The sequence below is a fragment of the Gemmobacter fulvus genome (assembly GCF_018798885.1).
In the GTDB taxonomy this organism is placed as follows: Bacteria; Pseudomonadota; Alphaproteobacteria; order Rhodobacterales; family Rhodobacteraceae; genus Gemmobacter; species Gemmobacter fulvus.
Map to the genome: position 1 here is coordinate 1,419,425 of NZ_CP076361.1, position 26,279 is coordinate 1,445,703.

A 26,279-nucleotide genomic window follows, 5' to 3' on the forward strand; every position below is an offset into this window, starting at 1 on the left:
AGATAGCGCGCCGCCACAGTCCCCGGCGCTGGGATGCTCTACATAAGTAACATCGCAGCAGGCCAAACTCAACAATCTGGCCGCGATGCAAGCCCGTGCCCTTAGCCGGAACCGCCGCCGCCGTCCAGTGCGGAACCGGATAGGCCCCACCCCGCCGCGCTGCATTGCCCGCAAAACTTGCACAGGCCGCGATTCGGGCGTATCAAACGCCCCATGCAAGGGTTCGTCTATTTCAACATCACCGATCATGCCCGGCTTCCCGCCCGGTTCTTTGGTGATACCCGCAACATCCTCGCGCAGCTTTGATGCGGCGGGGTGCGCTGTTGCGCGCCCGCTGCCGCTGCGCCTGATCCCCTTCAAAGCCATCCCATCAGATTAAGGTGAGAGCCATGACCGCTCCGCGTACCCTCTATGACAAGATCTGGGACGATCACGTCGTCCATCAGGCCGAAGACGGCACCTGCCTGCTGTATATCGACCGCCATCTGGTGCATGAAGTCACCAGCCCGCAGGCGTTTGAAGGCCTGCGCATGACCGGCCGCAAGGTCCGCGCCCCGGAAAAGACCATCGCGGTACCGGATCACAACGTGCCCACCACGCTGGATCGTGCCAATGCGGCCACCATGACCGAAGACAGCCGGATTCAGGTCGAGGCGCTGGACAAGAACGCCCGCGATTTCGGTGTGAACTACTATCCGGTGTCCGATGTGCGTCAGGGCATCGTGCATATCGTCGGCCCCGAACAGGGCTGGACGCTGCCGGGCATGACCGTGGTCTGTGGTGACAGCCACACCGCGACGCATGGCGCCTTCGGCTCGCTCGCCCATGGCATCGGCACCTCGGAAGTGGAGCATGTTCTGGCGACGCAGACGCTGATCCAGAAGAAATCCAAGAACATGAAGGTGGAAATCACCGGCTCGCTGCGCCCCGGCGTGACGGCGAAAGACATCACCCTGTCGGTGATCGGCGCAACCGGCACCGCAGGCGGCACCGGCTATGTGATCGAATATTGCGGCCAGGCCATTCGCGAACTGTCGATGGAAGGCCGGATGACCGTGTGCAACATGGCCATCGAAGGCGGCGCCCGCGCCGGTCTGATCGCCCCAGATGAAAAGACCTTTGCCTATTGCATGGGCCGTCCGCACGCGCCGAAAGGTGCTGCATGGGAAGCCGCCGTCGCCTATTGGAAAACGCTCTTCACCGATGAAGGTGCGCATTTCGACAAGGTTCTGGTCATCAAGGGCGAAGACATCGCCCCGGTCGTCACCTGGGGCACCTCGCCCGAGGATGTGCTGCCGATCAACGGTGTGGTGCCCTCGCCCAGCCAGTTTGAAGGCGGCAAGGTCGAAGCGGTGCAGCGCTCGCTGGATTACATGGGCCTGACCCCCGGCCAGAAGCTGACCGACATCAAGATCGACACCGTGTTCATCGGGTCTTGCACCAATGGCCGGATCGAGGATCTGCGCGCCGCTGCCGCGATCCTGAAGGGCAAGAAGATCAAGGACGGGATGCGCGCAATGGTCGTGCCCGGATCGGGCCTCGTGCGCGCCCAGGCCGAAGAAGAGGGTCTGGCCCAGATCTTCCTCGACGCGGGCTTTGAATGGCGTCTGGCAGGCTGCTCCATGTGCCTTGCCATGAACCCCGATCAACTGTCGCCCGGAGAGCGTTGCGCCGCCACCAGCAACCGCAACTTCGAAGGCCGTCAGGGCCGCGGCGGGCGCACCCACCTGCTGTCCCCCGCGATGGCAGCGGCAGCGGCGGTGACAGGTCATCTGACCGACGTGCGCGAGTTCATGGCGGAAACGGTCTGAGGAGCGGACAAGATGGATAAATTCACCACACTCACCGGGATCGCGGCGCCCATGCCGCTGGTCAATATCGACACCGACATGATCATCCCGAAACAGTTCCTCAAGACGATCCAGCGGTCGGGCCTTGGCAAGAACCTGTTCGACGAGATGCGCTATACGCAGGACGGGGCGGAAATCCCGGATTTCGTGCTGAACCAGCCCGCCTATCGGTCGGCCGAGATCATCGTGGCCGGTGACAATTTCGGCTGCGGCTCGTCGCGCGAACATGCGCCCTGGGCGCTTCTGGACTTCGGCATCCGCTGCGTGATCTCCACCAGCTTTGCCGACATCTTCTACAACAACTGCTTCAAGAACGGCATCCTGCCGATCGTGATGCCGCAAGAGGTGGTCGATGTGCTGATGGCCGATGCCCGCAAGGGGGCCAATGCGCGCGTCACCGTCGATCTGGAGGCGCAGACCCTCACCACCTCGGACGGGCAGAGCTTTGCCTTTGACGTAGACAGCCACCGCAAGCATTGCCTGCTGAACGGGCTGGACGACATCGGGCTGACGCTGGAAAAGGCGGCGGCCATCGACGGGTTCGAGGCCAAGGCCAAAACCCTGCGCCCCTGGGCCTGAGCCGCAATCTGATCTGACACAAACGGGGCGAGGCGCAGGCTTCGCCCCGTTTTCATGGCCGATCACAGGACAGCGGCGATTTTGGCGCGTTGCCACGCATTTTATGGAAAAAATCCGCCACGCCGATTTTTGCCACCCGCCTACGAGATGCTGTTCTGACTCCGCGTCGCACCACAAAACCTGCCCCGCCTCGGGCCGTGGCCGCAACTCCGCCACAATTGCTTCCCGCAAATGATGCAATCGGGCGACACATTCTCCGCAGTTTTGCCTTATTAACCGTGCCTTATCGTTCGGACCGTTGCGGCTGGGAACGAAAGAAGGCACAATTTGGGCAAGATTGAGGCAGCCCGCCACAATGTGCGGGAAATAGGGATAAGGACGCGGCAAAGAATCGCGTCCGTCCGGGTCGAGGAAGGCAGAGCAGTGGTTTCGCGGCTGACAGGCGCAGCGTGTCGTGCATTTCTGGTGATGGCGCTGGTTGCCACGCCCTCTGTGCTGTTGCCCGGCACGGGGTCGGATGGCAAACAGATGGTTGCTCTGGTCGCTCTGTTCGCCGGTGCGCTGACCTTTGCCGAATACAAGACCACCTATCCCGGCCTGATCGAGTTCCGCGACGCGCCGCCCTTCAACCGGGTGCGCTTCCTGATCCTGTTCTTCACCGTGTTCCTGCTGACCATCATTGCGAAAAGCGCGATTTCGCCGACCTCGCTGACCCTGCTGGTCAATGCCGTGGGTCTGCTGATCGGCAATGCACTGGATTTCCCTTATTCCCCGGTGCGCCTTGCCACGCTGATGATGGCCAATGGCGCGTCAGAGGCGCAGGTGATCGCCGTGCGCACCGCTGCGGGCATGGCCTATCTGACCTCGCTGATCGGCCTGTCGTTCTTCGTCGTCCTGCTGAAGATGAAAGGCTGGCCGTCACGCACCGATGTTTTCAATGTCTGGGTCAACCTGCCCACCTTCGATCCGACAGCGGGCGGCGATGTGGTGGCGCGGCTGGAACGCGATGCCCGCATCAACATCGCCTTCGGCTTCCTGCTGCCATTCCTGATCCCCGCCGTGGTCAAGATCGGCTCTGCCGGGTTCGAGCCGCTGACCCTGACCACCCCGCAAACCCTGATCTGGACAATGACCGCATGGTCCTTCCTTCCCGCCAGCCTGTTCATGCGCGGCATCGCCATGGGCAAGATTGCCGCGATGATCCGCGAAAAGCGCCGCCTGTCCGGTCTGGTCGATCAGTCTGGCTATATTCCGGCCTGATCCTGCTGGCGGCCCCGGCTGCCGCCGATACGCTGCGCATTGCCACCTGGAATGCCGATCTGTCACGCGACGGGCCGGGGCTGCTGCTGGCCGAGATCCTGCGGGACGACAGCCCGCAGATTGCCGCCGTGTTGCAAGGCATCGTGGCGCTGGATGCCGATCTGCTGCTGCTGACCGGCATCGACCATGACACGCGGCTGGTGGCGCTCTCGGCGCTCGCCGACCGGCTGACTGCCGCTGGTGCCCCCTATCCCTACCGCTTTGCCCTTCGTCCCAATACCGGCGTGCCGACCGGGCTGGATCTGGATCGCAACGGCCGCCTTGGTGATCCGCGCGATGCGATGGGATATGGCCGCTTTGCGGGCGAAAGCGGCATGGCGCTGCTGTCGCGGCTACCGATCCGGGCCGAGGCTGCGGTGGATCATACCGGCTTTCTCTGGGCCGATCTGCCGGGTGCGCTGCTGCCCCCCGACATGACCGAGGCCGAACGCGCGGTACAACGCCTGTCCACCACCAACCACTGGCAGGTGCCCGTCACCCTGCCGGATGGCACGGCGCTGACCGTCATGGGGTTTCTGGCCACGCCGCCGGTGTTTGACGGGCCAGAGGATCGCAATGGCCGCCGCAACCATGACGAGGCAGCCTTTTGGCTGCGGCTGCTGGATGGTGCCTTGCCAAGCCCCGCCCCCGCAGCGCCTTTCGTGCTGCTGGGCGATGCCAATCTTGATCCCGTCGATGGCGATGGCCGGGTGGCAGGCATCCGCGCGCTGCTGGCCGATCCGCGCCTGCAAGATCCCGCCCCGCGCGGCCGCCATGGCCGCAGCGAACCGGCCCACAAGGGCGACCCGGCGCTGGATACCGCCCTTTATCCGCAAGGCCCCGGCGGGCTGCGGGTCGATTACGTCCTGCCCTCCGCCGGGCTGACCGTCAGCGGTGCAGGGGTGCTCTGGCCCCCGACCACCGATCCGCTGGCGCAAACCCTTGCCACCGCCTCGCGCCATGCGCCAGTCTGGGTCGATATCACCCTGCCCTGAGCCCTGCGTGGCTTGACCCAATTGCCACAAGGGGCTAGGCCTCCCGCAGCCTATTTTCAGGAAAAGCAGGAGCCCGCCTTGGCCAATCCCTCCATCCTCATTCTTGCCGGCGACGGCATCGGCCCCGAAGTCATGGCCGAGGTCAAAAAGATCATCGGCTGGTTCGGTGACAAACGCGGCATCACCTTTGACGTCAGCGAAGATCTGGTCGGCGGCTGCGCCTATGACAAGCATGGCACCCCGCTGCATGACGATACCATGGCCAAGGCACAGGCGGTTGACGCTGTGCTGCTGGGCGCGGTGGGCGGGCCGAAATATGACGTGCTGGATTTCAGCGTGAAACCGGAGCGCGGCTTGCTGCGCCTGCGCAAGGAAATGGACCTGTTTTCAAACCTGCGCCCAGCCCAGTGCTTTGATGCGCTGGCCGATTTCTCGTCGTTGAAAAAAGACGTGGTGGCGGGCCTTGATATCGTCATCGTGCGCGAACTGACCTCGGGCGTCTATTTCGGCGAACCGCGCGGCATCTTCACCGAAGGCAACGAGCGTGTGGGCATCAACACCCAGCGCTACACCGAATCCGAGATTGCTCGTGTGGCACGGTCGGCCTTCGAACTGGCGCGCCGCCGCAACAATAAGGTCTGCTCGATGGAGAAGGCCAATGTGATGGAATCCGGCATCCTGTGGCGCGAAGTTGTGCAGGAGATCCATGACAAGGAATACCCGGATGTGCAGCTTTCGCATATGTATGCCGATGCCGGCGCGATGCAGCTGTGTCGCTGGCCCAAACAGTTCGACGTGATCCTGACCGACAACCTGTTCGGCGACCTGCTGTCGGACATGGCCGCGATGCTGACCGGCAGCCTTGGCATGTTGCCCTCGGCCTCGCTGGGGGCACCGATGGCCAATGGCCGCCCCAAGGCGCTGTATGAGCCGGTGCATGGCTCTGCCCCCGATATCGCCGGTCAGGGCAAAGCCAACCCCATCGCATGCATCCTGTCGTTTGCGATGGCACTGCGCTACAGCTTCGATCTGGGCGACGAGGCGACCCGCGTGGAAAAAGCCGTCGAAAAGGTGCTGGCCGATGGCGTGCGCACCGGCGATCTGATGGGCCCCGAAGGCGGCACCCCGGTGTCGACCGCCGCCATGGGCGATGCGGTGATTGCGGCGCTTGACGCCAGCCTCTGAACTTTCGGCAAAATCTTGCAAAAGGCCCGCCCCCGCGCGGGCCTTTTGTCTGTTTGGCAGGCAGTCCTCATTGAGCCTGCACGGATTCTCTGCGACAGTTGATAGCGCAAACACCGGGCATGCCCGCCCCGCTTCAGGTCCGACCCAATGAGCCCCAATGTTCAGGGCGCGCTCTGCGCGCTCCTCGCTTTTGCGATTTATGCCACGCATGACGTGGTGGTGAAGTTTCTGGGCGAGGACTATTCCGCCATCCAGATCATCTTCTTCGCGGGCCTGCTCAGCTTCCCTTTGGTGACGCTGATGCTGATGGGGGATCGCAGCGACGGCCATCTGCGCCCGAAACACCCGTGGTGGACGGCACTGCGCGCGGCCTCTACCGTGATCACCGGGGTGACAGCGTTTTACGCATTTTCGGTGCTGCCGCTGGCCGAAACCTATGCGATTCTGTTCGCCGCCCCACTGCTGATCACGCTTCTGGCGATTCCGGTGCTGGGCGAAAAGGTCGGGCTGCGGCGCGGGCTTGCGGTGCTGGTCGGGCTGGTGGGCGTGCTGATCGTGCTGCGCCCCGGCTCTGCCCCGATGAGCCTCGGCCATATGGCAGCGCTGGCGGCGGCGGTGTTTTCCTCGCTGGCCTCGGTGGTGGTGCGCAAGATCGGTGCGGCGGAACGCTCGGTCGTGCTGCTGCTCTATCCGATGGTGGCGAACTTCATCGTGCTGGGCTGCGCCCTGCCCTTCGTTTACGTGCCGATGCCGATCGAGCATCTGGGCATGCTGGGTATCATCGCCGCTTTCAGCTTTGTGGCGATGCTGCTGATCATCATGGCCTATCGCCGGGCCGAGGCGGTCATCGTGGCCCCCATGCAATATTCCCAGATGATCTGGGCGGCGATCTTTGGCTATCTGATCTTTGACGAATCCCCCGACACCTATACCCTTGTCGGCGCGGGCGTCATCATCGCCTCGGGCCTGTATATCGTGATGCGCGAGGGGCGCGCCGAAGTGTCCGAAAACCAGCCCGTGCTCGAATCCCGCTCGCGCCCGGAAACCGGCATCATGCCCCGCATCTCGGTGCTGCTGCGCCGCCGCGACGCCCGCGACCGCAGCGAAGGCTGACCGTCCTCGCGCCGGGAAATCGACGCGCCGCGAAGTTTTCGCAGCCGCCCCCTTGCAAAGCCCCGCAAGACGGTTTAACCCCCACGCCACGGTCGGAGCGTAGCGCAGCCTGGTAGCGCACCTGCTTCGGGAGCAGGGGGTCGGAGGTTCGAATCCTCTCGCTCCGACCAGTTAAATCCCCCTGCATTGTCAAAACTCCCGCGGATTGCGCCCACCATGGCGCAGGATGACAATCGCGTGATTTGCAGCCCGTCAGACTTAAGACCGTATCGGCATCGCATTTGGCCATCCTATAGTGCCCGGAGTATGTTCAGCCCGGAGCCAGAATATGAAAACACTGTCCAAATTGCTTGTTGCCGGTCTCGTCCTTGCGGGCGGCGTGGCCTTTGCCGAAGGCGAAGCTGCCGATCCCACGGTCAAGGCCCGTCAGGAATTGATGAAAACCATTGGCATGAACACCAAGACTCTGGGGGACATGGCCGGGGGCAAGGCCGCATTTGATGCGGCGGCGGCCGAGGCGGCGAAGGCTGCGATCATCGCGGCATCGTCTGAAATCGCCGCGAAATTCGAGCCGCAGGCCACCGATCCCGCCACGGAAGCCAAACCGGAAATCTGGACCAACTGGGATGATTTTGTCAGCAAGGGGGCCGCGCTCAAGACCGCAGCCGAGGCGCTGGATGCCACCTCGCTGGATACCGTCAAGGCCGGAATGGCCGGGGTTGGCGGTGCCTGCAAGGCCTGCCACACCGCCTATCGGCTGTAATCGCTCCGTGTGGCCCCGGCGCAGTTGTGCCGGGGCCACAGGTCTTAGCCGCAGGCGACGCGGATGATCGTGTCTGCCGCATCCAGCTCGATGTTCAGCCGGTTGGGTGCATAATCCATCGTCACAGCCATGCCGGGTTTCAGCACGCGCAGCGGCTGTGAAAAGCGCATGGTGGTCAGCACCCGCGCCTTCTGCCCCAACAGATATTGCAGGTCGGCTGCGCCACAATCGCCGCCCATCACCGGCGGCATGCCCGGTTCTGCGCCCGGCCCGGTGGCGGGCGGTGCAACGCAACCCGCCAAAGCCAGAACACCGCCCATGAGCGCGCCCCTGATCGCCAGTTTTGTCATTGCTGATCCTTCCTTGCTATATCCGGCTTTATCCACACCAGAAGCCGGTGATCTGATCGGCACGGTCGAGCGTGACATTCAGGCGGCTGGGGCTGAAATCCTCGGTCACCGCATCGCCGGGCCGGATGAAACGCACCGTCTGCGGCAGATATTGCTCATCCAGCGCAAGGCGCGGCTGGCCGACATAGCCCCCCAGACGCGCCGCACCGCAGCTGGCCTGATCCGCACCGCCTGAGACCGGCCCCTGTGGCGCGGCCACGCACCCCGCCAGCCCCAGAGCCGCCGCCCAGATATAGACCCAATTCATCATCACACTCCTGCACCTTGCGGCCAAACGTGACGAAACCGCCCGCCCCCCGCAAGGGGGCAGGCGGCGTCAGGGCATAAACCGGCGTTTATACGCCGTCAGCCGCAGTTGATACGGACGATGGTGCCAGTCGCATCGAGCTGGAAATTGATGCGGAAGGAATTGTATTCCTCCTGGCTGACAATTCCGCCCAGCGACACCATGCGCGTGGGCCGGGTGATGCCTGCGGCCTGCACCGCCGCTTCGGTCTGGCCGACCAGATACTGATAATCCGCCGCATGGCAGGTATCCGGCTCGCGGTCATTCAGGCCGGGCGTCAGATCCACCGGCAGACCCGTCACCGGGTCGATGCCCGGCACGACGACGACGGGCGCCACCGGCTCGGGTTCCGGTGCCGGGGCACAGGCCGTCATCAGAAGCATCAGAATAAAGGCAGAGGATTTCGCAAGACCTGTCATAAGTGCCGTTTCCCGCGTTGCAATTAACGCCTGTTTCGCACAGCTTGTGGCAAATTGACAGAGGGAGGAGCCTATGCGCACCCGTGCAGCCGTGGCCGTTGCCGCCGGACAACCGCTTGAAATCATGGAGGTGAACCTCGAAGGCCCGAAATGGGGCGAGGTTCTGGTGGAAATCAAGGCAACCGGCATTTGCCACACCGACGAATTCACCCTGTCGGGCGCCGATCCCGAAGGCCTGTTCCCGGCGATTCTCGGGCATGAGGGCGCGGGCGTGGTGCTTGAGGTCGGCCCCGGCGTTACCTCGCTGAAACCCGGCGATCACGTCATTCCGCTTTACACCCCGGAATGTCGGCAATGCCCGTCCTGCCTCAGCCAGAAGACCAACCTCTGCACCGCGATCCGCGCAACGCAGGGTCAGGGGTTGATGCCCGATGGCACCACGCGGTTCTCGATGCTCGACGGCACGCCGATCCATCACTACATGGGTTGCTCGACCTTTGCGAACCACACCGTCCTGCCAGAAATCGCGCTGGCCAAGGTGCGGGAAGACGCGCCGTTCGACAAGATCTGCTATATCGGCTGCGGCGTGACCACCGGCATCGGCGCGGTGATCAACACGGCGAAGGTGGAGATCGGCGCAAAGGCCGTGGTCTTTGGTCTGGGCGGCATCGGCCTGAACGTGCTGCAAGGCCTGAAACTGGCCGGGGCCGACATGATCATCGGCGTCGACATCAACAATGACCGCAAGGCCTGGGGCGAACGCTTCGGCATGACCCATTTCGTCAACCCGAAAGAGATTGACGGCTCGGTCGTGCAGCATATCGTCAACCTGACCAAGACCCCGTTCGACCAGATCGGCGGCGCGGATTATTCGTTCGACTGCACCGGCAACGTCAAGGTGATGCGCGATGCACTGGAATGCACCCATCGCGGCTGGGGTGTGTCGGTGGTGATCGGCGTGGCCCCGGCGGGCGCGGAAATCGCCACCAGGCCGTTCCAGCTGGTGACGGGCCGGGTGTGGAAAGGCACGGCCTTTGGCGGCGCGCGTGGCCGCACCGATGTGCCGAAGATCGTCGATTGGTACATGGATGGCAAAATCCAGATCGACCCGATGATCACGCACACCATGGGTCTGGAAGACATCAACAAGGGCTTCGATCTGATGCACAAGGGCGAAAGCATCCGCTCGGTCGTGCTGTATTGACAATGCCGGGCGGGGGCCTCCCCCGCCCCGTGACTGCGGACGGATCATGGCGGCAACACCGGGATTGCGGGTTCTGGAACAGGCAGGGGTGCCGGTAACGCTGCACCCCTATGCCTATGATGCGCAGGCCGAACAGATCGGCCTTGCCGCCGCATTGGCGCTTGGCCTTGATCCGGCGCTGACGCTCAAGACCCTGATGGTCGAGGTCGATGGCAAGCCTGCCTGCTGCGTCATTCCTGCCGATGCCAGCCTGTCGATGAAACGGGTGGCGGCGGCGTTTGGCGGCAAATCCGCCGCGATGATGCCGCCGGCCAAGGCTGAACGCCTGACCCGCTACCACGTGGGCGGCATCAGCCCGTTTGGCCAAAAAAAACCCGTGCCGACCGCGCTTGAAGCGGCGGCCTGCACGGCGGCAAAGGTGTGGATCAATGCCGGCGCGCGCGGGTTGTTGCTGGGCATCGCCCCGGCCGATGCGCTGCGCGTCCTGTCGGCCCGCGCGCTGACGCTCTGCGCCTGAACGCCGGTCAGGAGCGTTCTGCCTGCCATTCCGGCAGCGGGAACACCCGGTCATAGCCCCAGTTGAACACAAAGGCATAGACCATGTAAAAGGCCGCGAAAGCCATATCCATCACCAGCGCCTGCCACAGGCTGATCTCCAGCCACCAGGCGATGAACGGCAGCAGCACCAGCAGCAGCCCCAGCTCGAACAGCACGGCATGCAGCACCCGCAGCGGCACCGTCTTTTGCGTGCCGCCGGTCAGCCGCTGCATCGCCTGATCAAAGCCCCAGTTGTAGACATAGGTCCACAGCATCGCGAGCGTGGCACTGCCCACCGTCACCACGCCCAGATGTTCCAGCGGCATGTCAAAGACCAGCACGCCCAGCGGTGTGACGATCAGCAGACCCAGAATTTCAAAGCAGAGTGCGTGACGCAGACGATCCGGGAATGTGCGCATGATTGCCTCCTGTGGCAAAAGCGCGGGCCGTCCCGCCATGGTCCCGGATTGGGGAGGTCGTCCTCACAGCCCGCTATGTAACCGCCCCGGCCCCGATTGCAAGATGGCGGGTCAATGCGGGTTACACATGTGGACTTTCGGCAACCACCCGCCGTTCCCGCACCGAGATATACAGCGCGCAACCGATCAGCACCGCAACGCCGACAAAGGTCCAGGCATCGGGAAAATCGCCAAAGAACCACCAGCCCACCGCCACGGCCATGATCATTTCGATATAGGCCAACGGGGCCAGCAGGCTCGCCTCGGCCCGGTCATAGGCCATGACGATCAGGTAATGACCGAAGGTGGCAATGAACCCCAGCGCCACGAACAGCCCCCATTGCGCCGGGGTCGGTGTCTGCCAGACCACCCAAACGCCAAGGCTCACCATCGCCGTGCCAATGGCACTGGTCTGAAAGGTGGTGACCATCGCATGATCCCGCCCCGCCATGCGCCGCGTCATCAGCATGTAAAGCGCCAGCGCCGTGCCCGCCGCCAAGGCCAGCAGCATCCCCGGATTGATCTGCTGAAAGCCGGGGCGGATGATGATCAGTGTGCCGATGAAACCGACCGCCACCGCCGCCCAGCGGCGCGGTCCGACCCTTTCACCCAGGATCAGCGGCGACAGCGCGGTGACGACAAGCGGCTGCACGAAAAAGATCGCCAGCGCATCGGCAATCGGCAGGAATTTCAGGGCAAAGAAAAAGCAGAAGGTGGCGGCAATCAGGAAGATCGCCCGCAAGCCATGCTGCGCGGGCCGGTCCGGGCGCAACCCACCCGGCCCCGCAATGCGCCAGGCAAAGGGCAGCGTCATCACCATGCCCATCGCCATGCGCGCCCAGACGATTTGCAGGATCGGCACGCCCTGCTGGCCCAGAAACTTTGCCACCACATCCAGAAACGGCAGCACCGCCATTGCGGCGGTCATCAGCCCCACCCCGATCAAGGGCGTGCGCGCCTTGCCTTGTGCCATCATCCGGTCCTCCGGCCACACCACCGAATGGCGAAACGGCACATTCACGGGGGCAGCCCCGAGCGAATATCAGAAAAAACAAGGCGTTCCAGCCTGTTGGCGACCAAAGCCGCAGCTTTTCAGCAAATTCGCTTCCCCCCTGCCCCGGAACCTGAAACAATGCCCCAAAAGCAAGAGGATAAAATGCCCGAACCCCGCGCCCCCCGCCTGTGTGTCCTGATCGACGCCGACAATGTGCCCGCCGGCTATGCCGATGCGATCTTTGAAGAGATTGCGAGCCTGGGCGAAGCCTCCGTCCGTCGCATCTATGGCGACTGGTCTGCCCAGCGGCTCGGGGGTTGGGCCAAGAAGGTGGCCGCTCTGGGCCTTGTCGCGGATCAGCAGTTTTCCAATACCAAGGGCAAGAATGCCTCTGACATCGGCCTTGTGATTGCCGCGATGGATTTCCTGCATTCCGGCCTGTTCGACGGCTTTGTTCTGGTCAGCTCGGACAGCGATTTCACCCGCCTTGCCGCGCGCATCCGCGAACAGGGGCTGGATGTCTATGGCATTGGCGAGAAAAAGACACCCGAAGCCTTCCGCATGGCCTGCAAGCGCTTCATCTATGTGGAAAACCTCGGCAGCGACGACACGCCCGAAGACGTGCCACAACCCGATCTGCGCAGCAGCGTGTCGGCGCAGGATCCCAAACCGCAGACCCGCGGCGCCAAAGAGCCGCCGCAGAAAGCCATCCCGCTGATCATCGCCGCGATGCGCGCGATTGATCCCGAAGGCGAATGGTATTCTCTGGGTCAGGTCGGCCAGTATATCACCCAGGCCAATCCCGATTTCGACACCCGGACCTATGGCTCTGCCAAACTGTCCGATCTGGTGCGCAAGATCAGCCGGTTCGAGGTGAAATCCGGCCCCGGCGGGCAATTGCTGGCGCGCGACGTGGCCTGAGCGGGCGGCCCGCCGCACCGCTTTTCCATACCAGCGCCTCAAACCCGCCTGAATTGAATGGGTAATTTCAGCCATTGATTGTAGTGGCGAGTGACATGACCCTTTCTTTTCAAGACTTTGCAACAGAGCAGCGCCAGATGAAACGCGTGGCCGTGCTTGTGGATGGCGAGAATCTGAGTGCGACGCGGGCGGGCCATATCATCATGGGGGCCGCCCATTTTGGTAGCCTGACGATCCGGCGTGTTTACGGCAATGCCGCGCGATTGCCGCAATGGGATGCGGCTCCGGGCTTTCACCTGATCCACTCGGGCAGCGGCAAGAATGCGACCGACCTCTTGCTGACGGTCGAGGCGATGGCTCTGATCCATGACCGCCTGGCTGACATGCTCGTCATTGCGTCGTCCGACCGGGATTTCAGCCATCTGGCGACCCATCTGCGCGAACGCGGCACAGAGGTTGTCGGCATGGGCGAAGCCACGGCGAGCCCGGTCTTTCGCAAGGCCTGCACGAAGTTCATCGAGCTGAAACCGCCGGTTGCAGCGCCAGTGGTGCCACCGCCCAAGGCCCCGTCCTTTGACGAGATCGTGCAGGCGGTGGTGCGCGCCGGGCCACAGGCAGGCCTGCCTTTTACGGCGGTCAATGCGGCCATTCAAAAAGAATGCAAGTTTCGCATCGGCACCACGCCAGACAAGACTTGGCACGCCTATTTCACCCGCAACGCCGCGATTTTCGACTGTGACCCGAAGGGGCCGAATGCCCGCGTCCGTCTGCGCAAGCCCGACGCTAGCGCTTCACCCCGTAGCGGGCCATGAACATCTCCACCGCGCCGCGGATCACGCGCTCGGCGTCCTTCGGCGCACAGCAGGGAGTCACGCCAAAAATCGCCTGTTCATGGATCGTCGCCTTGCACAGTTCAGAGAACTGATCCGCCGCGAGGTCGATATCCTCGATCACCAACTCGCCCCGCGCGACGGCTTTCGCCATGTAATCCGCCAGCCTTTGCCGCACCAGCAAGGGGCCGGAGTGGTAAAACTGGTGGCCCAGTTCAGGAAAGCGGTCACTTTCGGCCACGCAGATGCGGAACACCCGGCGACCGAATTCCGACATCAGAAAGGCCACGATACGCCGCGCCGCTTCGGTCAGCACATCTTCGGGCCGCGACATCTGGTCGATCAGCTTGACCGCCTCATCGGCCTGACGGGCACATTCGGTCTTTGCCACCTCCAGAAACAGAAGGCGCTTGTCGGGGAAATAGCTGTAAAGCGTCGCTTTGCTGACCCCGGCTTCGCGCGCGATGTCATCCACCGACGCGCCCTCAAACCCATGATCCAGAAAGACTTTCCGGGCGCCGTCAAGCACCTGATCATATTTCCGGCCTTTGCGGATCTGTGCAGGCTCTGCCACGGTCATGTCTCTTCCCCCTGCGGGAAGCTTAGTGCGAAGGCAGGGCCGGGGGCAAGGCCGCAGCCGCCCTCAGCGCTCCGCCCCGCAGGTCGGTGACACGGTTGCGGGCGACTGGCAGCCCTGTGTGACCGGCTCGGCGGGTGTCTCTGGCCAGGTCAGGCGCGGCAGATCAAAGGTGATGCCGGTGGCCGCAGCAGGCGCGGCCGCACAAAGCATGAGCAGGGTCAACAGGCGGGTCATGGCGTTCTCTCCAGAACTGAACTCACTGGTTCAGATTTATGAACCGATCAGTTCAGTTTGCAAACAGAATTTGAACCAATCGGTTCAGAATTTTCACCTTGCAGTCGCCAGATCCCGCGAATAGATTAGAATTATTCTAAACAAGGTGCGCCATGCTTTCCGCCCTCTCTGCCCGCCGCCGTTTTTCAGACCTGTCAGAGCAAGAGGTTCTGGCGCTCGCCATCTCGTCGGAAGAGGATGATGGTCGCATCTATCGCAGCTATGCGCAGCGCCTGCGCAGCGAGTATCCCGCCACCGCCGCCGTGTTCGATGGCATGGCGGTGGAAGAGGATCTGCACCGGCAACAGTTGATCGACCTGCATCGCAGCCGCTTTGGCGAGGTAATTCCCCTGATCCGGCGCGAGCATGTCGCGGGTTTCTATGCGCGCAGGCCGGTCTGGCTGATGGAGAACCTGAGCCTCACCACCATTCGCGCCGAAGCCGGGGCGATGGAGGCGCAGGCCGAAGCCTTTTACCTGCGCGCCGCGCAGGCAACGCAGGACGCCGCGACCCGCAAGCTTCTGGGCGATCTGGCCGCCGCCGAGGCAGGCCATCAGAAATCCGCCGAAGGGCTGGAACAGAACATGCTGTCGGACGATGGCCGCAGTGACGAAGACCGCTCGGCCCATCGCCAGTTCATCCTGACATGGGTGCAGCCGGGGCTTGCCGGGCTGATGGATGGCTCGGTGTCCACACTGGCGCCGATCTTTGCCACCGCCTTTGCCACGCAAGACACCTGGACCACGTTTCTGGTCGGCACTGCAGCTTCGGTCGGGGCGGGCATCTCCATGGGCTTCACCGAGGCCGCACATGATGACGGCGTGCTATCCGGGCGGGGCAGCCCGTGGAAACGCGGGCTGGCCTCGGGGGTGATGACCACGCTGGGCGGCATGGGTCATGCCCTGCCCTATCTGATCCCCGATTTCTGGACCGCCACCACGCTGGCGATGATCGTGGTGTTCGTCGAGCTTTGGGCCATCGCCTGGATCCAGAACCGCTATATGGAAACGCCGTTCCTGCGCGCGGCGCTGCAAGTGGTGCTGGGCGGCGCATTGGTCTTTGCGGCCGGGGCCCTGATCGGCGGCGGCTAGGCCACGGCCCCGCGCGAAACTGCGGTGCGGCGGCCTATCGGCTTGCATGTCTGACCGCTGCATGAAACCCTTGGCCGATCCCAGACCGAGACTGCGCCAACATGCTGCCGATCCTTCTGAAAACACTTCCGTTTTTTGCGCTGATCGGGGTCGGCTACTGGGCGGGCCGCGTACGGATCTTCCCACCCGAGGCCGTGGCCTGGCTGACCAAGTTCGTGTTCTATTTCGCGCTGTCGGCCATGCTGTTCCGCTTTGCCGCCAATCTGAGCCTGGCCGAGATCTTTGATCTGCCCTTCGTGCTGGCCTATCTGTCGGCCACGACGCTGGTCTATCTGATCGCCATGGGCGTTGCGCTGTTTCGCAAGCGCGGGCTGGAAGAGGCCGCGATGGAGGCGCAATGCGCCACCTCGGGCAATACCGGATTTCTGGGCGTGCCGATGCTGGTCGTGCTGCTGGGCCCTGCCGCCGCCGGGCCGGTGCTGATGGTGCTGACCGTTGACATGGTGGTGTTTTCCTCGCTCATCACCCTGATCATCACCGGCGCGCGCGGCGGGGCGCTTGGCCTGCACACCCTGCGCACGCTGGCGGTTGGCTGGTTCAGGAACCCGATGGTCGTGTCGATCGTGCTGGGGCTGATCTGGTCCGGGCTGGCCTTGCCGGTGCCTGCCCCGGTCAATGAATTTCTGGCGCTGCTGGGCGGGGCTGCCACGCCCGGCGCGCTGTTTGCCATCGGCGCATCGCTGGCAGGGCGTGGGGCCGAGCGGCTGGGCGTCGCGGGCTGGCTGTCCTTTGCCAAGCTGGTGCTGCACCCGCTGGCCGTGGCCATCGCCGCCCTGTGGCTGTTTCCGGTGGACCGTGCCGCCGCAGGTGTGATGATTGCCGCAGCAAGCCTTCCCGTCGCCGGGAATGTCTATATTCTGGCGCAGCATTACGGCGTGGCCCCGCAACGGGTGTCCACCGCCATTCTGATCTCAACCGCGGTCAGCATCCTGACCGTGACAGCCGTGATCGCCTGGATAACAGGCTGAGGAGGACCGATGAAAACCCTATCCGAAAACCGCGCCTTCGGTGGCGTGCAGGGAGTCTATACCCATGCCTCCGAGGCTTGCGGCTGCGACATGACCTTTGGCCTGTTCCTGCCCGAAGAGGCAGAGCGCGGCGCCGTGCCGGTGATCTGGTATCTGTCCGGCCTGACCTGCACCCATGAAAACGCGATGGTGAAGGCTGGCGCGCAGAAATGGGCCGCCGAAGCGGGCGTGGCGCTGGTGTTCCCCGATACCAGCCCGCGCGGCGCAGGCGTGGCCAATGACGAGGCCTATGACCTGGGTCAGGGCGCGGGGTTTTACGTCAACGCCACCGAAAAGCCCTGGGCACCGCATTTCCGCATGTGGGATTATGTCACAGAAGAGCTGCCGCGCCTGCTGTTCAATGCCTTCCCCGTCGCCGAAGAGCGTCAGTCGATCATGGGACATTCGATGGGCGGCCATGGCGCCCTGACCATCGCGATGAGCTTTCCGGGCCGCTTCCAGTCGGCCTCGGCCTTTGCGCCGATTGCCAACCCCACCGCAAGCGACTGGGGCCGCAAGCAGTTCAGCGCCTATCTGGGCAAAGACGAAGCGAAATGGGCACAATATGACGCGACCCTGCTGATGAAAAAGCGTGGCTTTGACGGTCCGATCCTGATCGACCAGGGCGGATCGGATCAGTTTCTGGATCTGCTGAAACCCGAAGCGTTGGCCGAAGCGATGGCCGCCCGGCGGCAGGGCGGCATCTTCCGCATGCAGAAAGGCTATGACCACAGCTATTTCTTCGTCTCGACCTTTATCGAAGATCACATCGGCTTCCACGCGGCGGCGCTGTATGACTGACACCGGCGCGATCTACATCGACGCCGATGCCTGCCCGGTGAAGGCCGAGGCAGAACGTGTGGCCACCCGCCACGCCATGCGCATGGTGCTTGTGTCGAATGGCGGAATCCGCCCTTCGGCCAACCCGCTGGTGGAAAGCGTCTTTGTCAGCGCCGGGCCGGATGAGGCCGACAAGTGGATTGCCGATCACGCAGGCCCGCGCGACATCGTGGTGACCGGGGATATTCCGCTGGCGGCCAAATGTGTCGAGGCCGGAGCGCAGGTGATCAAGCACAATGGCGAAACGCTGACCCCCGCCAATATCGGCATGGCGCTGGCCACCCGCGATCTGATGCAGGATCTGCGCAGCGCCGACCCGTTCCGGCAAGGCGGCGGCCGCCCGTTCAGCAAGGCTGACCGCTCGCGCTTTCTGGAGGTGCTGGAACGTCTGGTCCGGGCCGCGAAAACGCGCTGATGTCGCAGGCGGAACAGACAGCGACGGGGCGCGCGCCGATCTTCCCGGCATGACCGTAGATACCGCCTCCCGCACCACGCTTCTGGGCATTCTTGCCGCCCTTGGTGGCAGTGCCACCCTGTCGATCAACGATGTGGCGATCAAATCGCTGTCGGGCGATTACGCCCTGCATCAGGTGATCCTGACCCGATCCGCCATCAGCCTGTTGTTTTTGCTGGGCTTCATGGCCCTGACCGGATCGGGCCTGCGCCAGTTGCGCACCACCCGCCCGCGCGGCCACCTGCTGCGCGTCTGTTTTGTGATGCTGTCGAACATCACCTATTTCCTCGGCCTCGCCGCCCTTCCGCTGGCCGATGCCGTGGCCATCGCCTTTGTCAGCCCGCTGGTGGTGACGATGCTGTCCACCCTCGTGCTGGGCGAACGGGTCGGCCCGCGCCGCTGGGCCGCCGTGGTGGCGGGCATGTTGGGGGTGATCGTGATGCTGCGCCCCGGCGCGGGGTCACTGCAACCCGCCGCCGTTCTGGTGTTCATCTCGGCCTTCACCTATGCCTCCACCCATATGATGACACGGCGGATGAAAGATACCGAAAGCGCCGCCACCCTGAACTTCTATGTGCAGCTCGGGTTCATCCTGGTCAGCAGCACCATGGGCCTGATGGTGGGGGACGGCCATCTTGCGGGGTCCGATCACCCCTCCATCGCCTTCCTGTTCCGCGCCTGGGTCTGGCCGCCCGTAGCCGACTGGCCTGCCTTCCTCGCAACCGGCCTGTCGGTGGCGATAGGCGGGCTGATGGTGAGCCAGGCCTATCGCCTGTGCGAAGCCGCGTTGGTCGCCCCGTTTGAATATGCCGCCATGCCGCTGGCCATCGTCTGGGGCGTGGTGATCTTTCATCAATGGCCGGATGCAACGGCATGGATCGGCATTGCACTGATCTGCGGTGCCGGTCTTTATACGCTCTGGCGGGAAACCATCACAAGGACGCGGGCATGACCATCGAGGCGGTGATCTTCGACATCGGCAATGTGCTGATCGAATGGAATCCGGAGCGGTTCTACGATTGGGCCATCGGGCGCGCCCAGCGCGAGGCCCTGTTTGCCGAAGTCGATCTGCACAGCATGAACGACGCCATCGACGCAGGCGGCCTGTTCCGCGAAACCATCTATGACTGGGCCGACCGGCACCCCGACTGGTCTGCCGAAATCCGCATGTGGCATGACAACTGGATCGACATGGCCTCGCCCCGCATCGAAGGTTCCATCGCCCTGCTGCGCGCCCTGCGGCTGCGCGGCGTGCCGGTCTTTGCACTGACCAATTTCGGCATCCACAGCTTTGCCTATGCCCAGACCCAATATGATTTCCTGAGCGAGTTCGACCGCGCCTATGTGTCTGGCCAGATGGGCGTGATCAAGCCCGATCCCCGGATCTATGAACTGGTCGAGGCCGATTGCGGCCTTGCCCCGGCGCGGCTGCTGTTCACCGATGACCGCGCCGACAATATCGCCGCCGCACAGGCCCGGGGCTGGCAGACCCATCCGTTTCAAGGCTGGCAGGGCTGGGCGCAGCGGCTGGTGGCCGAAGACCTGTTGACAGAAAAGGAGGCCGGGCTATGAGCGTGGCAATGATCGGGCCAGAGGCCGAAGCACATCTGAACTGGCTGACCCTCTGCGAGGCGCTGGAGGCCGGGCACCGCCTGCCCGCTGCCGAAATCGCGGATACGCTGCTCTATCGCGGCAAGGATACCCTGCTCAATCGCGCGGCCTGGATCGACGGCCTGGGCCAGTTGGTCAAATGCGCCACGATCTTTCCGGGCAATGCCACACAGGGCAAACCCACCATCAACGGTGCCGTGACGCTCTATTCCGATCTGACCGGCGAATTGGATGCCGTGGTGGATTTCCATCTGGTGACCAAATGGAAAACCGCAGGCGACAGCCTGCTGTCCGCGCGCCATCTGGCCCGCCCCGACAGCCGCGCGATCCTGCTGGTGGGCGCAGGCACCGTGGCGCGTTCGATGATCTCGGCCTATGGTGCCTGCTTCCCCGAGGCACGGTTCACCGTCTGGAACCGCAGCCCGGCGGCCGCCGAAGTCATGGCGAGAGAAGGCAATGTGACCGCCACAACCGATCTGGAAGCCGCCGTGCGCGCTGCCGACATCATCTGCACCTGCACCATGAGCCAGTCGCCGCTGATCCAGGGCGACTGGCTGCGCCCCGGCCAGCATCTTGACCTGATCGGCGCCTACCGTCCCGACATGCGTGAGGTGGATGACACGGCCCTGCTGCGCGCCAGCCTGTTTGTCGACAGCCGCAAGACCACCATCGCCCATATCGGAGAGCTGAAAGACCCGATTGCCCGCGGCGTGATCTCCGAGGCCGATGTTCAGGCCGATTTCTATGACCTGCCCGCAGGGCTGTATCGGCGGCGATCCGAGGATGAAATCACCATCGCCAAGAATGGCGGCGGCGCGCATCTGGATCTGATGACAGCCGCCTATATCCTCGCCGCCTGGCGCGGACGATAACCAAACAAGGCGGCGCCCCGAGGTGCCGCCGCTGACACCCGCCCGCCCACGCCGCCGCCCGGCCTAGGTGCCCGTGGTGGCGTGCCGCTCCTCCATCGCTGCGCCCGTATGACAGCGGAAGAATGGGTATTTTTGCAAAATGCAAATCCATCCCGATTGCAGTTTGCCCAAATACTCATCTTGCCCGAGGCGGCGGCCCAAGGCCGCCTCCGAGACAAAAGCCGTGTGCGCCGCAAGGCGCACGCCTTTGGATCCGGGTTTGATCAGGAGCGGCGCAGCAGCGCCAGCAGCTCTGCGTTGGGATATCCGTCGGGCACAAGACCGCGCGATTGCTGGAACGCCTTGATTGCGGCAATCGTCTTGGCACCGACATTGCCATCGGCACCGCCGGTATCAAAGCCGAGCGCCGTCAGCCGTTCCTGCACTTCCATCCGCTCCACAAGCCGCAGCGTGGCATCACCTGCAGGCCAGGGCGTGCGCAGCGGGCCGCCGCCTTTCAGCCGGTCGGACAGATGGCCTACCGCGATCACATAGGAATCGGCCTGATTGTACCGCTCGATTGCATGAAAATTGCGATAGATCAGGAAGGCGGCGCCCTTGATGCCCGAGGGCAGCAACAGCGCCGCCTGCCCATCCGGCACCGCACCGCCACCCGCGCGGGTGATGCCCATCGCGCGCCATTCCGACCCGGCGCGTTTCGCGCTCTTGCCCGAAACCGCCGCGCCAAAGCCGGGCGGCAAGGTGACTTCCATGCCCCAGGGTTGCCCCTTCTGCCAGCCAGATTTCGCCAGATAGGCTGCGGTTGACGCCAGCGCATCGGTCGGATCTTCCGACCAGATATCGCGCTTGCCATCGCCGGTGAAATCCACCGCAAAGGCCAGGTAAGAGGTCGGGATGAACTGGGTATGCCCCATCGCCCCGGCCCAGCTTCCCGTCATGTTGCGCGGGGCCACATCGCCATGTTCCAGGATTTTCAGCGCGCCAATCAGCTGCTGCTGGAAAAACTCCGCCCGCCGCCCGTCATAGGACAGCGTGGCCAGCGCTTCGATCAGCGGCAGGTCGCCGCGCTTTTCGCCGTAGGAGCTTTCCATGCCCCAGACCGCCACCACCACCTCTTTGTCGACGCCATAAGTGGCCTCGATCTGGTTCAGCACCCCGGCATGGCGGGCCAGCATCGCGCGGCCATTGGTGATGCGCTTTTCCGATACCGCGGTTTCCAGATATTCCCAGAGCGACTTGGTGAATTCCGCCTGATTTTGCGATCTGCGGATCACCTCGGGGTTATAGACCACATCGCGGAAAGCCGCATCGAAGGTGCTGTTGGAAATGCCCGAGGCATTGGCCCGGGCGCGGAAGCCCTGCACCCATTGCGACAGCCCCGCCACCTTGGCGGGATCCGGGCTCATGTCGCGGCCATATTTGATCACGGTCGGGCTGCTCCCTGATTGTGACACCGGCCCGCCACCGACACAGGCGGCAAGCGACAGGCTGAGGGCACCAATGGCCAATGCTGCGGAAAAACGCATGATCCTACCCCTTTGGGCTTATGCAAACTGCTCTGCCGGTCAGTCTAGCCCGAAGGGGCGCGCCGGGGAAGCCATCGCTTGATGCCCCGGCATATCCCCGCGCGTCTAGCGCCGCTTGCGCACCAGCTTGCGTTTCAGCGCCGCATCCTTGGCCGCCTGTTTGCCCGGCTTGCGCGGGGTGGACCGCCCGCGCCGGCCCTGCGATGCGGGCAAGGCACCGCCGTCGATCTCCAGCAATTCCAGCATCAGCCCGCCGGTCACCGGCACCGCCTCGGCCAGGCGCACGGTCACCCGCTGGCCGATGCCGATGGTCAGCCCGGTATCGGCCCCCATCAGGGTCTGGCTGTCGGCATCGAAATGGAAGAACTCGCGCCCCACACTGCGGATCGGGATTAGCCCATCCGCGCCGGTTTCATCCAGCTTCACGAACAGCCCGAACCGCTGCACCCCGGAGATCCGCCCGCTGAAGGTCTGCCCCACGCGGTCGGCCAGATAGGCGGCCAGATACCTGTCCACCGTATCACGCTCCGCCGCCATCGACCGGCGTTCGGCATCCGAGATCAGCTTTGCGGTTTCATCCAGCATCTCGATGTCCTGCCCGCTCAGCCCGTCCTTGCCCCAGCCATGGCCGAGGATCAGCGCGCGATGCACGATCAGATCGGAATACCGCCGGATCGGCGAGGTGAAATGCGCATAGTTCAGCAGCGCCAGCCCGAAATGCCCGAAGTTCTGCGCATTGTAATAGGCCTGTGTCATCGACCGCAGGGTCGAGATGTTCAGCAGCTCGTCGAATTCCGTGCCCTGCGCCTGCGCCAGCAGCCGGTTGAGATGCGAGGTTTTCAGCACCTGCCCTTTGGCCAGCGTAAAGCCCGAGGCCTCGGCCACCTCGCGCAGGCTGTCCAGCTTTTCGGGGCTGGGCTCTTCATGCACCCGGAACAGCAGCGGGCGCTTCAGCCGCACCAGCTCTTCCGCCGCAGCGACATTGGCGAGGATCATGAACTCCTCGATCAGCCGGTGCGCATCGAGCCGGTCGCGGAAGGCAACCGAATCCACCTTGCCATCCTCGGTCAGTACGATCTTGCGCTCTGGCAGATCAAGGTCAAGCGGCTGTCGCTGCGCCCGGGCCAGCTTGGTCGCGGCATAGGCGGCATAGAGCGGCTGGAGCACCGGCTCCAGCAAGGGCGCGGTCTTGTCATTGGCCGCACCGTCAATGGCCGCCTGCACCTCGCCATAATGCAGCGATCCCTGACTGCGCATCAAGCCGCGGGTGAAGCGATGGCTGAGCTTGTGGCCCTGCGCATCCAGCTTCATGCACACCGCCATGCAGGGCCGGTCCACATGCTCGTGCAAAGAACACAGATCGCCCGACAGGATATCCGGCAGCATCGGCACCACCCGGTCGGGGAAATAGGTGGAATTGCCGCGTTTGCGCGCCTCGCGGTCCAGCGCCGAGCCGGGCCGCACATAATGCGCCACATCGGCAATCGCCACCCAGACGATGAACCCACCCGGATTGGCGGTATCGTCATCGGCATGGGCATGCACCGCATCATCGCGGTCGCGCGCATCCGCAGGGTCGATGGTGACCAGCGGCAGGTGCCGCAGATCTTCCCGCACGCCCAGTTCGACCGGCAGGGCGGCATCCGCTTCGGCGATCACCGCATCGGGGAACTGGTCGGGAATGCCATGCTGGTGAATCGCAATCAGGCTGACCGCCTTCGGGCCCGAGGGATCGCCCAGCCGCGCCACGATACGCGCCGTCGGCAGGCCCAGCCGCTTCGGCCCGCTCTGCTCGGCCTCGACCAACTCGCCATCCTCGGCGCCCAGCGTGGCATCCTGCGGCACACGCCATTCCTTGTCCGCGCCCTTGTCGATCGGCACGATGCGACCGCCTTCATGGCTGGCGCGAAACACCCCCAAAAGCCGCACGGCGTTGGAGCCGAGCTTGCGGATCAGCCGCGCCTCATAGCTGTGATCGGTGCCCTCGACCGGGCTGAGCCGCGCCAGGATCTTGTCGCCCTGCCCCAGCGCCGGATCACCCGCCCGCGCCACCACATGAATCCGGGGCACCAGACCGGCATCCCCCTCCAGCGGCACCGCGAACAGATCGCCCGCCGCATCCGGGGCCAGAACCTGAAGGATGCTGACCGGCGGCAGGCTGCCCGCCTCGCGGTAACTGCGCTGCCGCTTGGACAGCGCGCCCTCCGCTTCCATTTCTTTCAGCACGCGCTTCAATTCGATGCGCAATTGCCCGCCCTTGATGCCAAAGGCCTTGGCAATATCGCGCTTCGAGGCAAGCGTCGGATTCTCTGCGATCCATTGGCGGATCTGGTCTTTCGAAGGTATCTGGTCCATGCGCCTGCGTAACACGCCGCGCGCGCGCCCGCAAAGCCGTTCAACATCCCCTTAAGGACGGCCTCATTTGCACTTTGTCCAAATACTCAAATCTGCCGCCACCACCCGACACCGCGCCGGGCGAGGGCGTCACAGCGACAGCACCATGTCGCGATGCGCAATGCCCGCATCGTCATATTCCGGGCCATAGGCGGTGAAACCCAGCTTTTCATAAAAGCCCAGCGCATGGATCTGCGCGCCCAGCTTGACCTTACGGATGCCGGGCCGGGTGGCAAATTCCGCCACCGCCGCCCGGATCAGCGCCGCCCCCAGCCCGGTGCCACGCTGATCGGCCAGCACGCAGACCCGGCCGATCTTGCCCACCTCGCCCTGCTCCAGCAGCCGCGCCGATCCGACCGGACGCCCCGCAACCGTCGCCAGCAGATGCGTGGCCACGCCGTCCAGATCATCCACCTCATCGGCTTCGCTGACGCCCTGTTCCTCGATGAACACGGCCCGGCGCAAGGCGCGGCAGGCCGCGATGTCGCGGGTGACGGCAATCACGGCGGCAGCTCTGTCCGTCATGCAAAGTAATCCCGCAGCACCCGGCTGTAGATCGCCTTCAGCTGATGGATCTGCGCCACCTCCACCCGCTCATCCACCTGATGCATGGTCTTGCCCACCAGACCGAATTCCACCACCGGGCAGTGATCCTTGACAAAGCGCGCATCCGACGTGCCGCCCGAGGTGGAATATTCCGGCGTCACCCCGGTTTCCGCCGCCACCGACCGCGCCACCAGTGCCGAAAACTCGCCCGGCGGCGTCAGGAAGCTTTCGCCCGAGATTTGCAGCCTGAGGTCGATCTGCACCCCGGTTTCGGCCTGAACCGCCGCAGCATGGCCCTGCAACCACGCGGTCAGGCTCGCGCCGGAATGGGCATCGTTGAAGCGGATGTTCACGGTGGCATGACCCTTGGCCGGGATCACATTGGTCGCCGGGTTGCCGCAATCAATCGTGGTGATCGCCAATGTGGAGGCATCGAAATGGTCGGTCCCGGTATCCAGCGGTTCCTCCTCCAGCCGCGCCAGCAGGTTTACCAGCGCCGACATCGGGTTCCTGGCCCGGTGCGGATAGGCGCTGTGCCCCTGCACCCCTGTCGCGGTGAACCAGCAGGTCATCGAGCCGCGACGACCGATCTTCATCATCTCGCCCATCACATTCGGGCAGGTGGGCTCGCCGACAAGGCAATGGCTCATCCGTTCGCCATTCTGTGCCATCCAGTCCAGCAGGGCCACGGTGCCATCCACCGCATCGCCCTCTTCATCGCCAGTGATCGCCAGGATCACCGCACCATCGGGCGGCGTGCTCCGCACGAAATCCACCGCCGCTGCCGCAAAGGCCGCGACGCCGGTTTTCATGTCGGTGGCCCCGCGCCCCCACAGCACCCCATCCACCACCTCGCCACCAAAGGGATCGCGGCTCCATGCGGCGGCATCGCCCACCGGCACCACATCGGTATGGCCGTTGAAGCCAAAGCTCTTGTTCGCGCCGCGCTGCCCCCAGCGCGCATAAAGGTTCGACACCCCTCCACGATCCACCCGCGTGCAGGTGAATCCGGCCCCAGCCAGCAGCCGCTCCAGCAACACCAGCGCCCCGCCCTCATCCGGCGTCACAGAGGCACAGCGGATCAGTTCGGCGCTCAGGTGCACCGGATCAACCGGCAGGGCAGAGGCGGACGGGCTTTGCATGGAAACTCTCCTCAGGGTCTTGCGCCCACAGGGATACTGC

At 64.0% G+C, this 26,279-nt stretch carries 29 protein-coding genes and 1 tRNA gene; 19 read left to right on the plus strand and 11 right to left on the minus strand.

What is annotated here, in order from left to right; all coding sequences use genetic code 11:
• Positions 1-389 precede the first annotated feature (389 nt).
• The 8 genes from leuC to KM031_RS07065 all read left to right on the plus strand — a co-directional run bounded on the left by leuC (position 390) and on the right by KM031_RS07065 (position 7,784).
• Positions 390-1,811 carry a 3-isopropylmalate dehydratase large subunit gene (leuC, locus tag KM031_RS07030; RefSeq protein WP_215503806.1) on the plus strand — a complete coding sequence of 474 codons (1,422 nt, stop codon included), beginning with the start codon at positions 390-392 and terminating at the stop codon, positions 1,809-1,811.
• Between the two features lie 12 nt (positions 1,812-1,823).
• A complete protein-coding gene (gene leuD / locus KM031_RS07035) occupies positions 1,824-2,429 on the plus strand; it encodes a 3-isopropylmalate dehydratase small subunit (protein WP_215503807.1) in 606 nt (201 codons plus the stop codon).
• A 423-nt stretch (positions 2,430-2,852) separates the two neighbouring features.
• The gene (locus tag KM031_RS07040) at positions 2,853-3,689 is read left to right on the plus strand and encodes a hypothetical protein (RefSeq protein WP_260692124.1); all 837 of its coding nucleotides are present in this window, start codon (positions 2,853-2,855) and stop codon (positions 3,687-3,689) included.
• Positions 3,689-4,723, plus strand: a complete 1,035-nt coding sequence (locus KM031_RS07045) for an endonuclease/exonuclease/phosphatase family protein (RefSeq protein WP_260692134.1) — start codon at positions 3,689-3,691, stop codon at positions 4,721-4,723. The genes KM031_RS07040 and KM031_RS07045 overlap by 1 nt, the downstream gene beginning before the upstream one ends.
• A gap of 78 nt (positions 4,724-4,801) precedes the next feature.
• Complete coding sequence (leuB, locus tag KM031_RS07050) at positions 4,802-5,908, plus strand: 3-isopropylmalate dehydrogenase (RefSeq protein WP_215503809.1); 1,107 nt, start codon at positions 4,802-4,804, stop codon at positions 5,906-5,908.
• A 147-nt stretch (positions 5,909-6,055) separates the two neighbouring features.
• Positions 6,056-7,021 carry a DMT family transporter gene (locus tag KM031_RS07055; RefSeq protein ID WP_215503810.1) on the plus strand — a complete coding sequence of 322 codons (966 nt, stop codon included), beginning with the start codon at positions 6,056-6,058 and terminating at the stop codon, positions 7,019-7,021.
• A gap of 93 nt (positions 7,022-7,114) precedes the next feature.
• Positions 7,115-7,191, plus strand: a tRNA-Pro gene (locus KM031_RS07060).
• Between the two features lie 158 nt (positions 7,192-7,349).
• Entirely contained in the window at positions 7,350-7,784 is a 435-nt protein-coding gene (locus KM031_RS07065; RefSeq protein ID WP_215503811.1) for a c-type cytochrome, read from the plus strand.
• A 44-nt stretch (positions 7,785-7,828) separates the two neighbouring features.
• On the opposite strand, the gene KM031_RS07070 is transcribed toward KM031_RS07065, so the two are convergent.
• From KM031_RS07070 to KM031_RS07080, 3 genes are all read right to left on the minus strand, one after another.
• Positions 7,829-8,134 (minus strand): I78 family peptidase inhibitor, encoded by a 306-nt coding sequence (locus tag KM031_RS07070; protein WP_246566802.1) that lies wholly within the window; start codon positions 8,132-8,134, stop codon positions 7,829-7,831.
• 28 nt (positions 8,135-8,162) lie between these two features.
• Entirely contained in the window at positions 8,163-8,441 is a 279-nt protein-coding gene (locus KM031_RS07075) for an I78 family peptidase inhibitor (protein ID WP_215503812.1), read from the minus strand.
• A 98-nt stretch (positions 8,442-8,539) separates the two neighbouring features.
• Complete coding sequence (locus KM031_RS07080) at positions 8,540-8,899, minus strand: I78 family peptidase inhibitor (protein WP_246566803.1); 360 nt, start codon at positions 8,897-8,899, stop codon at positions 8,540-8,542.
• Between the two features lie 73 nt (positions 8,900-8,972).
• Here KM031_RS07080 and KM031_RS07085 point away from each other — a divergent pair, with 73 nt between their 5' ends.
• The gene (locus KM031_RS07085; RefSeq protein WP_215503813.1) at positions 8,973-10,103 is read left to right on the plus strand and encodes an S-(hydroxymethyl)glutathione dehydrogenase/class III alcohol dehydrogenase; all 1,131 of its coding nucleotides are present in this window, start codon (positions 8,973-8,975) and stop codon (positions 10,101-10,103) included.
• 46 nt (positions 10,104-10,149) lie between these two features.
• Entirely contained in the window at positions 10,150-10,620 is a 471-nt protein-coding gene (locus KM031_RS07090) for a YbaK/EbsC family protein (RefSeq protein WP_215503814.1), read from the plus strand.
• Positions 10,621-10,627: 7 nt separating this feature from the next.
• On the opposite strand, the gene KM031_RS07095 is transcribed toward KM031_RS07090, so the two are convergent.
• Complete coding sequence (locus KM031_RS07095; protein WP_215503815.1) at positions 10,628-11,059, minus strand: PACE efflux transporter; 432 nt, start codon at positions 11,057-11,059, stop codon at positions 10,628-10,630.
• Positions 11,060-11,180: 121 nt separating this feature from the next.
• Positions 11,181-12,074, minus strand: coding sequence for a DMT family transporter (locus tag KM031_RS07100; protein WP_215503816.1), 894 nt, complete (start codon positions 12,072-12,074; stop codon positions 11,181-11,183).
• A 180-nt stretch (positions 12,075-12,254) separates the two neighbouring features.
• On the opposite strand from KM031_RS07100, the gene KM031_RS07105 reads away from it, so the two are divergent.
• Both KM031_RS07105 and KM031_RS07110 read left to right on the plus strand, forming a co-directional pair.
• The gene (locus KM031_RS07105; protein WP_215503817.1) at positions 12,255-13,013 is read left to right on the plus strand and encodes an NYN domain-containing protein; all 759 of its coding nucleotides are present in this window, start codon (positions 12,255-12,257) and stop codon (positions 13,011-13,013) included.
• A 95-nt stretch (positions 13,014-13,108) separates the two neighbouring features.
• A complete protein-coding gene (locus KM031_RS07110; RefSeq protein ID WP_215503818.1) occupies positions 13,109-13,825 on the plus strand; it encodes an NYN domain-containing protein in 717 nt (238 codons plus the stop codon).
• Here KM031_RS07110 and KM031_RS07115 read toward each other — a convergent pair.
• Together KM031_RS07115 and KM031_RS07120 are read right to left on the minus strand one after the other, a co-directional pair.
• Positions 13,797-14,423 (minus strand): TetR/AcrR family transcriptional regulator, encoded by a 627-nt coding sequence (locus KM031_RS07115; protein WP_215503819.1) that lies wholly within the window; start codon positions 14,421-14,423, stop codon positions 13,797-13,799. The genes KM031_RS07110 and KM031_RS07115 overlap by 29 nt on opposite strands.
• Before the next feature lie 63 nt (positions 14,424-14,486).
• The gene (locus tag KM031_RS07120; RefSeq protein WP_215503820.1) at positions 14,487-14,657 is read right to left on the minus strand and encodes a hypothetical protein; all 171 of its coding nucleotides are present in this window, start codon (positions 14,655-14,657) and stop codon (positions 14,487-14,489) included.
• A gap of 152 nt (positions 14,658-14,809) precedes the next feature.
• On the opposite strand from KM031_RS07120, the gene mbfA reads away from it, so the two are divergent.
• The 7 genes from mbfA to KM031_RS07155 all read left to right on the plus strand — a co-directional run bounded on the left by mbfA (position 14,810) and on the right by KM031_RS07155 (position 20,631).
• A complete protein-coding gene (gene mbfA, locus KM031_RS07125; RefSeq protein WP_215503821.1) occupies positions 14,810-15,787 on the plus strand; it encodes an iron exporter MbfA in 978 nt (325 codons plus the stop codon).
• Between the two features lie 101 nt (positions 15,788-15,888).
• Positions 15,889-16,815, plus strand: coding sequence for an AEC family transporter (locus tag KM031_RS07130; protein WP_215503822.1), 927 nt, complete (start codon positions 15,889-15,891; stop codon positions 16,813-16,815).
• 9 nt (positions 16,816-16,824) lie between these two features.
• Positions 16,825-17,655, plus strand: coding sequence for an S-formylglutathione hydrolase (gene fghA / locus KM031_RS07135; protein WP_215503823.1), 831 nt, complete (start codon positions 16,825-16,827; stop codon positions 17,653-17,655).
• Positions 17,648-18,109: a YaiI/YqxD family protein gene (locus tag KM031_RS07140; protein ID WP_215503824.1), complete on the plus strand. Its 462-nt coding sequence runs from the start codon at positions 17,648-17,650 to the stop codon at positions 18,107-18,109. Before fghA ends, KM031_RS07140 begins: the two co-directional genes overlap by 8 nt.
• A 49-nt stretch (positions 18,110-18,158) precedes the next feature.
• Complete coding sequence (locus tag KM031_RS07145; RefSeq protein WP_215503825.1) at positions 18,159-19,100, plus strand: DMT family transporter; 942 nt, start codon at positions 18,159-18,161, stop codon at positions 19,098-19,100.
• Positions 19,097-19,720, plus strand: coding sequence for an HAD family hydrolase (locus KM031_RS07150; protein ID WP_215503826.1), 624 nt, complete (start codon positions 19,097-19,099; stop codon positions 19,718-19,720). The genes KM031_RS07145 and KM031_RS07150 overlap by 4 nt, the downstream gene beginning before the upstream one ends.
• The gene (locus KM031_RS07155) at positions 19,717-20,631 is read left to right on the plus strand and encodes an ornithine cyclodeaminase family protein (protein WP_215503827.1); all 915 of its coding nucleotides are present in this window, start codon (positions 19,717-19,719) and stop codon (positions 20,629-20,631) included. Before KM031_RS07150 ends, KM031_RS07155 begins: the two co-directional genes overlap by 4 nt.
• Before the next feature lie 263 nt (positions 20,632-20,894).
• Here the strand turns inward: KM031_RS07155 and KM031_RS07160 are convergent, their stop codons facing one another.
• From KM031_RS07160 to dapE, 4 genes are all read right to left on the minus strand, one after another.
• A complete protein-coding gene (locus KM031_RS07160; RefSeq protein ID WP_215503828.1) occupies positions 20,895-22,157 on the minus strand; it encodes a lytic murein transglycosylase in 1,263 nt (420 codons plus the stop codon).
• Positions 22,158-22,262: 105 nt separating this feature from the next.
• Positions 22,263-24,512 (minus strand): ribonuclease R, encoded by a 2,250-nt coding sequence (rnr, locus tag KM031_RS07165; RefSeq protein ID WP_215503829.1) that lies wholly within the window; start codon positions 24,510-24,512, stop codon positions 22,263-22,265.
• A 129-nt stretch (positions 24,513-24,641) separates the two neighbouring features.
• Complete coding sequence (locus KM031_RS07170) at positions 24,642-25,076, minus strand: GNAT family N-acetyltransferase (RefSeq protein WP_215503830.1); 435 nt, start codon at positions 25,074-25,076, stop codon at positions 24,642-24,644.
• Complete coding sequence (gene dapE, locus KM031_RS07175; protein ID WP_215503984.1) at positions 25,073-26,215, minus strand: succinyl-diaminopimelate desuccinylase; 1,143 nt, start codon at positions 26,213-26,215, stop codon at positions 25,073-25,075. The genes KM031_RS07170 and dapE overlap by 4 nt, the downstream gene beginning before the upstream one ends.
• Positions 26,216-26,279: the final 64 nt, after the last annotated feature.

Excerpts from the sequence above, each read along its gene's own strand:
- KM031_RS07080 (WP_246566803.1), bottom strand. The coding sequence starts at position 8,899 with ATGACAGGTCTTGCGAAATCCTCTGCCTTTATTCTGATGCTTCTGATG.
- KM031_RS07110 (WP_215503818.1), top strand. The coding sequence starts at position 13,109 with ATGACCCTTTCTTTTCAAGACTTTGCAACAGAGCAGCGCCAGATGAAA.
- KM031_RS07090 (WP_215503814.1), top strand. The coding sequence starts at position 10,150 with ATGGCGGCAACACCGGGATTGCGGGTTCTGGAACAGGCAGGGGTGCCG.
- leuD (WP_215503807.1), top strand. The coding sequence starts at position 1,824 with ATGGATAAATTCACCACACTCACCGGGATCGCGGCGCCCATGCCGCTG.
- KM031_RS07105 (WP_215503817.1), top strand. The coding sequence starts at position 12,255 with ATGCCCGAACCCCGCGCCCCCCGCCTGTGTGTCCTGATCGACGCCGAC.
- KM031_RS07115 (WP_215503819.1), bottom strand. The coding sequence starts at position 14,423 with ATGACCGTGGCAGAGCCTGCACAGATCCGCAAAGGCCGGAAATATGAT.
- KM031_RS07140 (WP_215503824.1), top strand. The coding sequence starts at position 17,648 with ATGACTGACACCGGCGCGATCTACATCGACGCCGATGCCTGCCCGGTG.
- KM031_RS07100 (WP_215503816.1), bottom strand. The coding sequence starts at position 12,074 with ATGATGGCACAAGGCAAGGCGCGCACGCCCTTGATCGGGGTGGGGCTG.
- KM031_RS07130 (WP_215503822.1), top strand. The coding sequence starts at position 15,889 with ATGCTGCCGATCCTTCTGAAAACACTTCCGTTTTTTGCGCTGATCGGG.
- rnr (WP_215503829.1), bottom strand. The coding sequence starts at position 24,512 with ATGGACCAGATACCTTCGAAAGACCAGATCCGCCAATGGATCGCAGAG.
- KM031_RS07170 (WP_215503830.1), bottom strand. The coding sequence starts at position 25,076 with ATGACGGACAGAGCTGCCGCCGTGATTGCCGTCACCCGCGACATCGCG.
- KM031_RS07065 (WP_215503811.1), top strand. The coding sequence starts at position 7,350 with ATGAAAACACTGTCCAAATTGCTTGTTGCCGGTCTCGTCCTTGCGGGC.
- KM031_RS07150 (WP_215503826.1), top strand. The coding sequence starts at position 19,097 with ATGACCATCGAGGCGGTGATCTTCGACATCGGCAATGTGCTGATCGAA.
- KM031_RS07055 (WP_215503810.1), top strand. The coding sequence starts at position 6,056 with ATGAGCCCCAATGTTCAGGGCGCGCTCTGCGCGCTCCTCGCTTTTGCG.
- KM031_RS07085 (WP_215503813.1), top strand. The coding sequence starts at position 8,973 with ATGCGCACCCGTGCAGCCGTGGCCGTTGCCGCCGGACAACCGCTTGAA.
- KM031_RS07120 (WP_215503820.1), bottom strand. The coding sequence starts at position 14,657 with ATGACCCGCCTGTTGACCCTGCTCATGCTTTGTGCGGCCGCGCCTGCT.
- KM031_RS07155 (WP_215503827.1), top strand. The coding sequence starts at position 19,717 with ATGAGCGTGGCAATGATCGGGCCAGAGGCCGAAGCACATCTGAACTGG.
- KM031_RS07160 (WP_215503828.1), bottom strand. The coding sequence starts at position 22,157 with ATGCGTTTTTCCGCAGCATTGGCCATTGGTGCCCTCAGCCTGTCGCTT.
- KM031_RS07145 (WP_215503825.1), top strand. The coding sequence starts at position 18,159 with ATGACCGTAGATACCGCCTCCCGCACCACGCTTCTGGGCATTCTTGCC.
- leuC (WP_215503806.1), top strand. The coding sequence starts at position 390 with ATGACCGCTCCGCGTACCCTCTATGACAAGATCTGGGACGATCACGTC.
- fghA (WP_215503823.1), top strand. The coding sequence starts at position 16,825 with ATGAAAACCCTATCCGAAAACCGCGCCTTCGGTGGCGTGCAGGGAGTC.
- KM031_RS07095 (WP_215503815.1), bottom strand. The coding sequence starts at position 11,059 with ATGCGCACATTCCCGGATCGTCTGCGTCACGCACTCTGCTTTGAAATT.
- mbfA (WP_215503821.1), top strand. The coding sequence starts at position 14,810 with ATGCTTTCCGCCCTCTCTGCCCGCCGCCGTTTTTCAGACCTGTCAGAG.
- KM031_RS07070 (WP_246566802.1), bottom strand. The coding sequence starts at position 8,134 with ATGACAAAACTGGCGATCAGGGGCGCGCTCATGGGCGGTGTTCTGGCT.
- KM031_RS07075 (WP_215503812.1), bottom strand. The coding sequence starts at position 8,441 with ATGAATTGGGTCTATATCTGGGCGGCGGCTCTGGGGCTGGCGGGGTGC.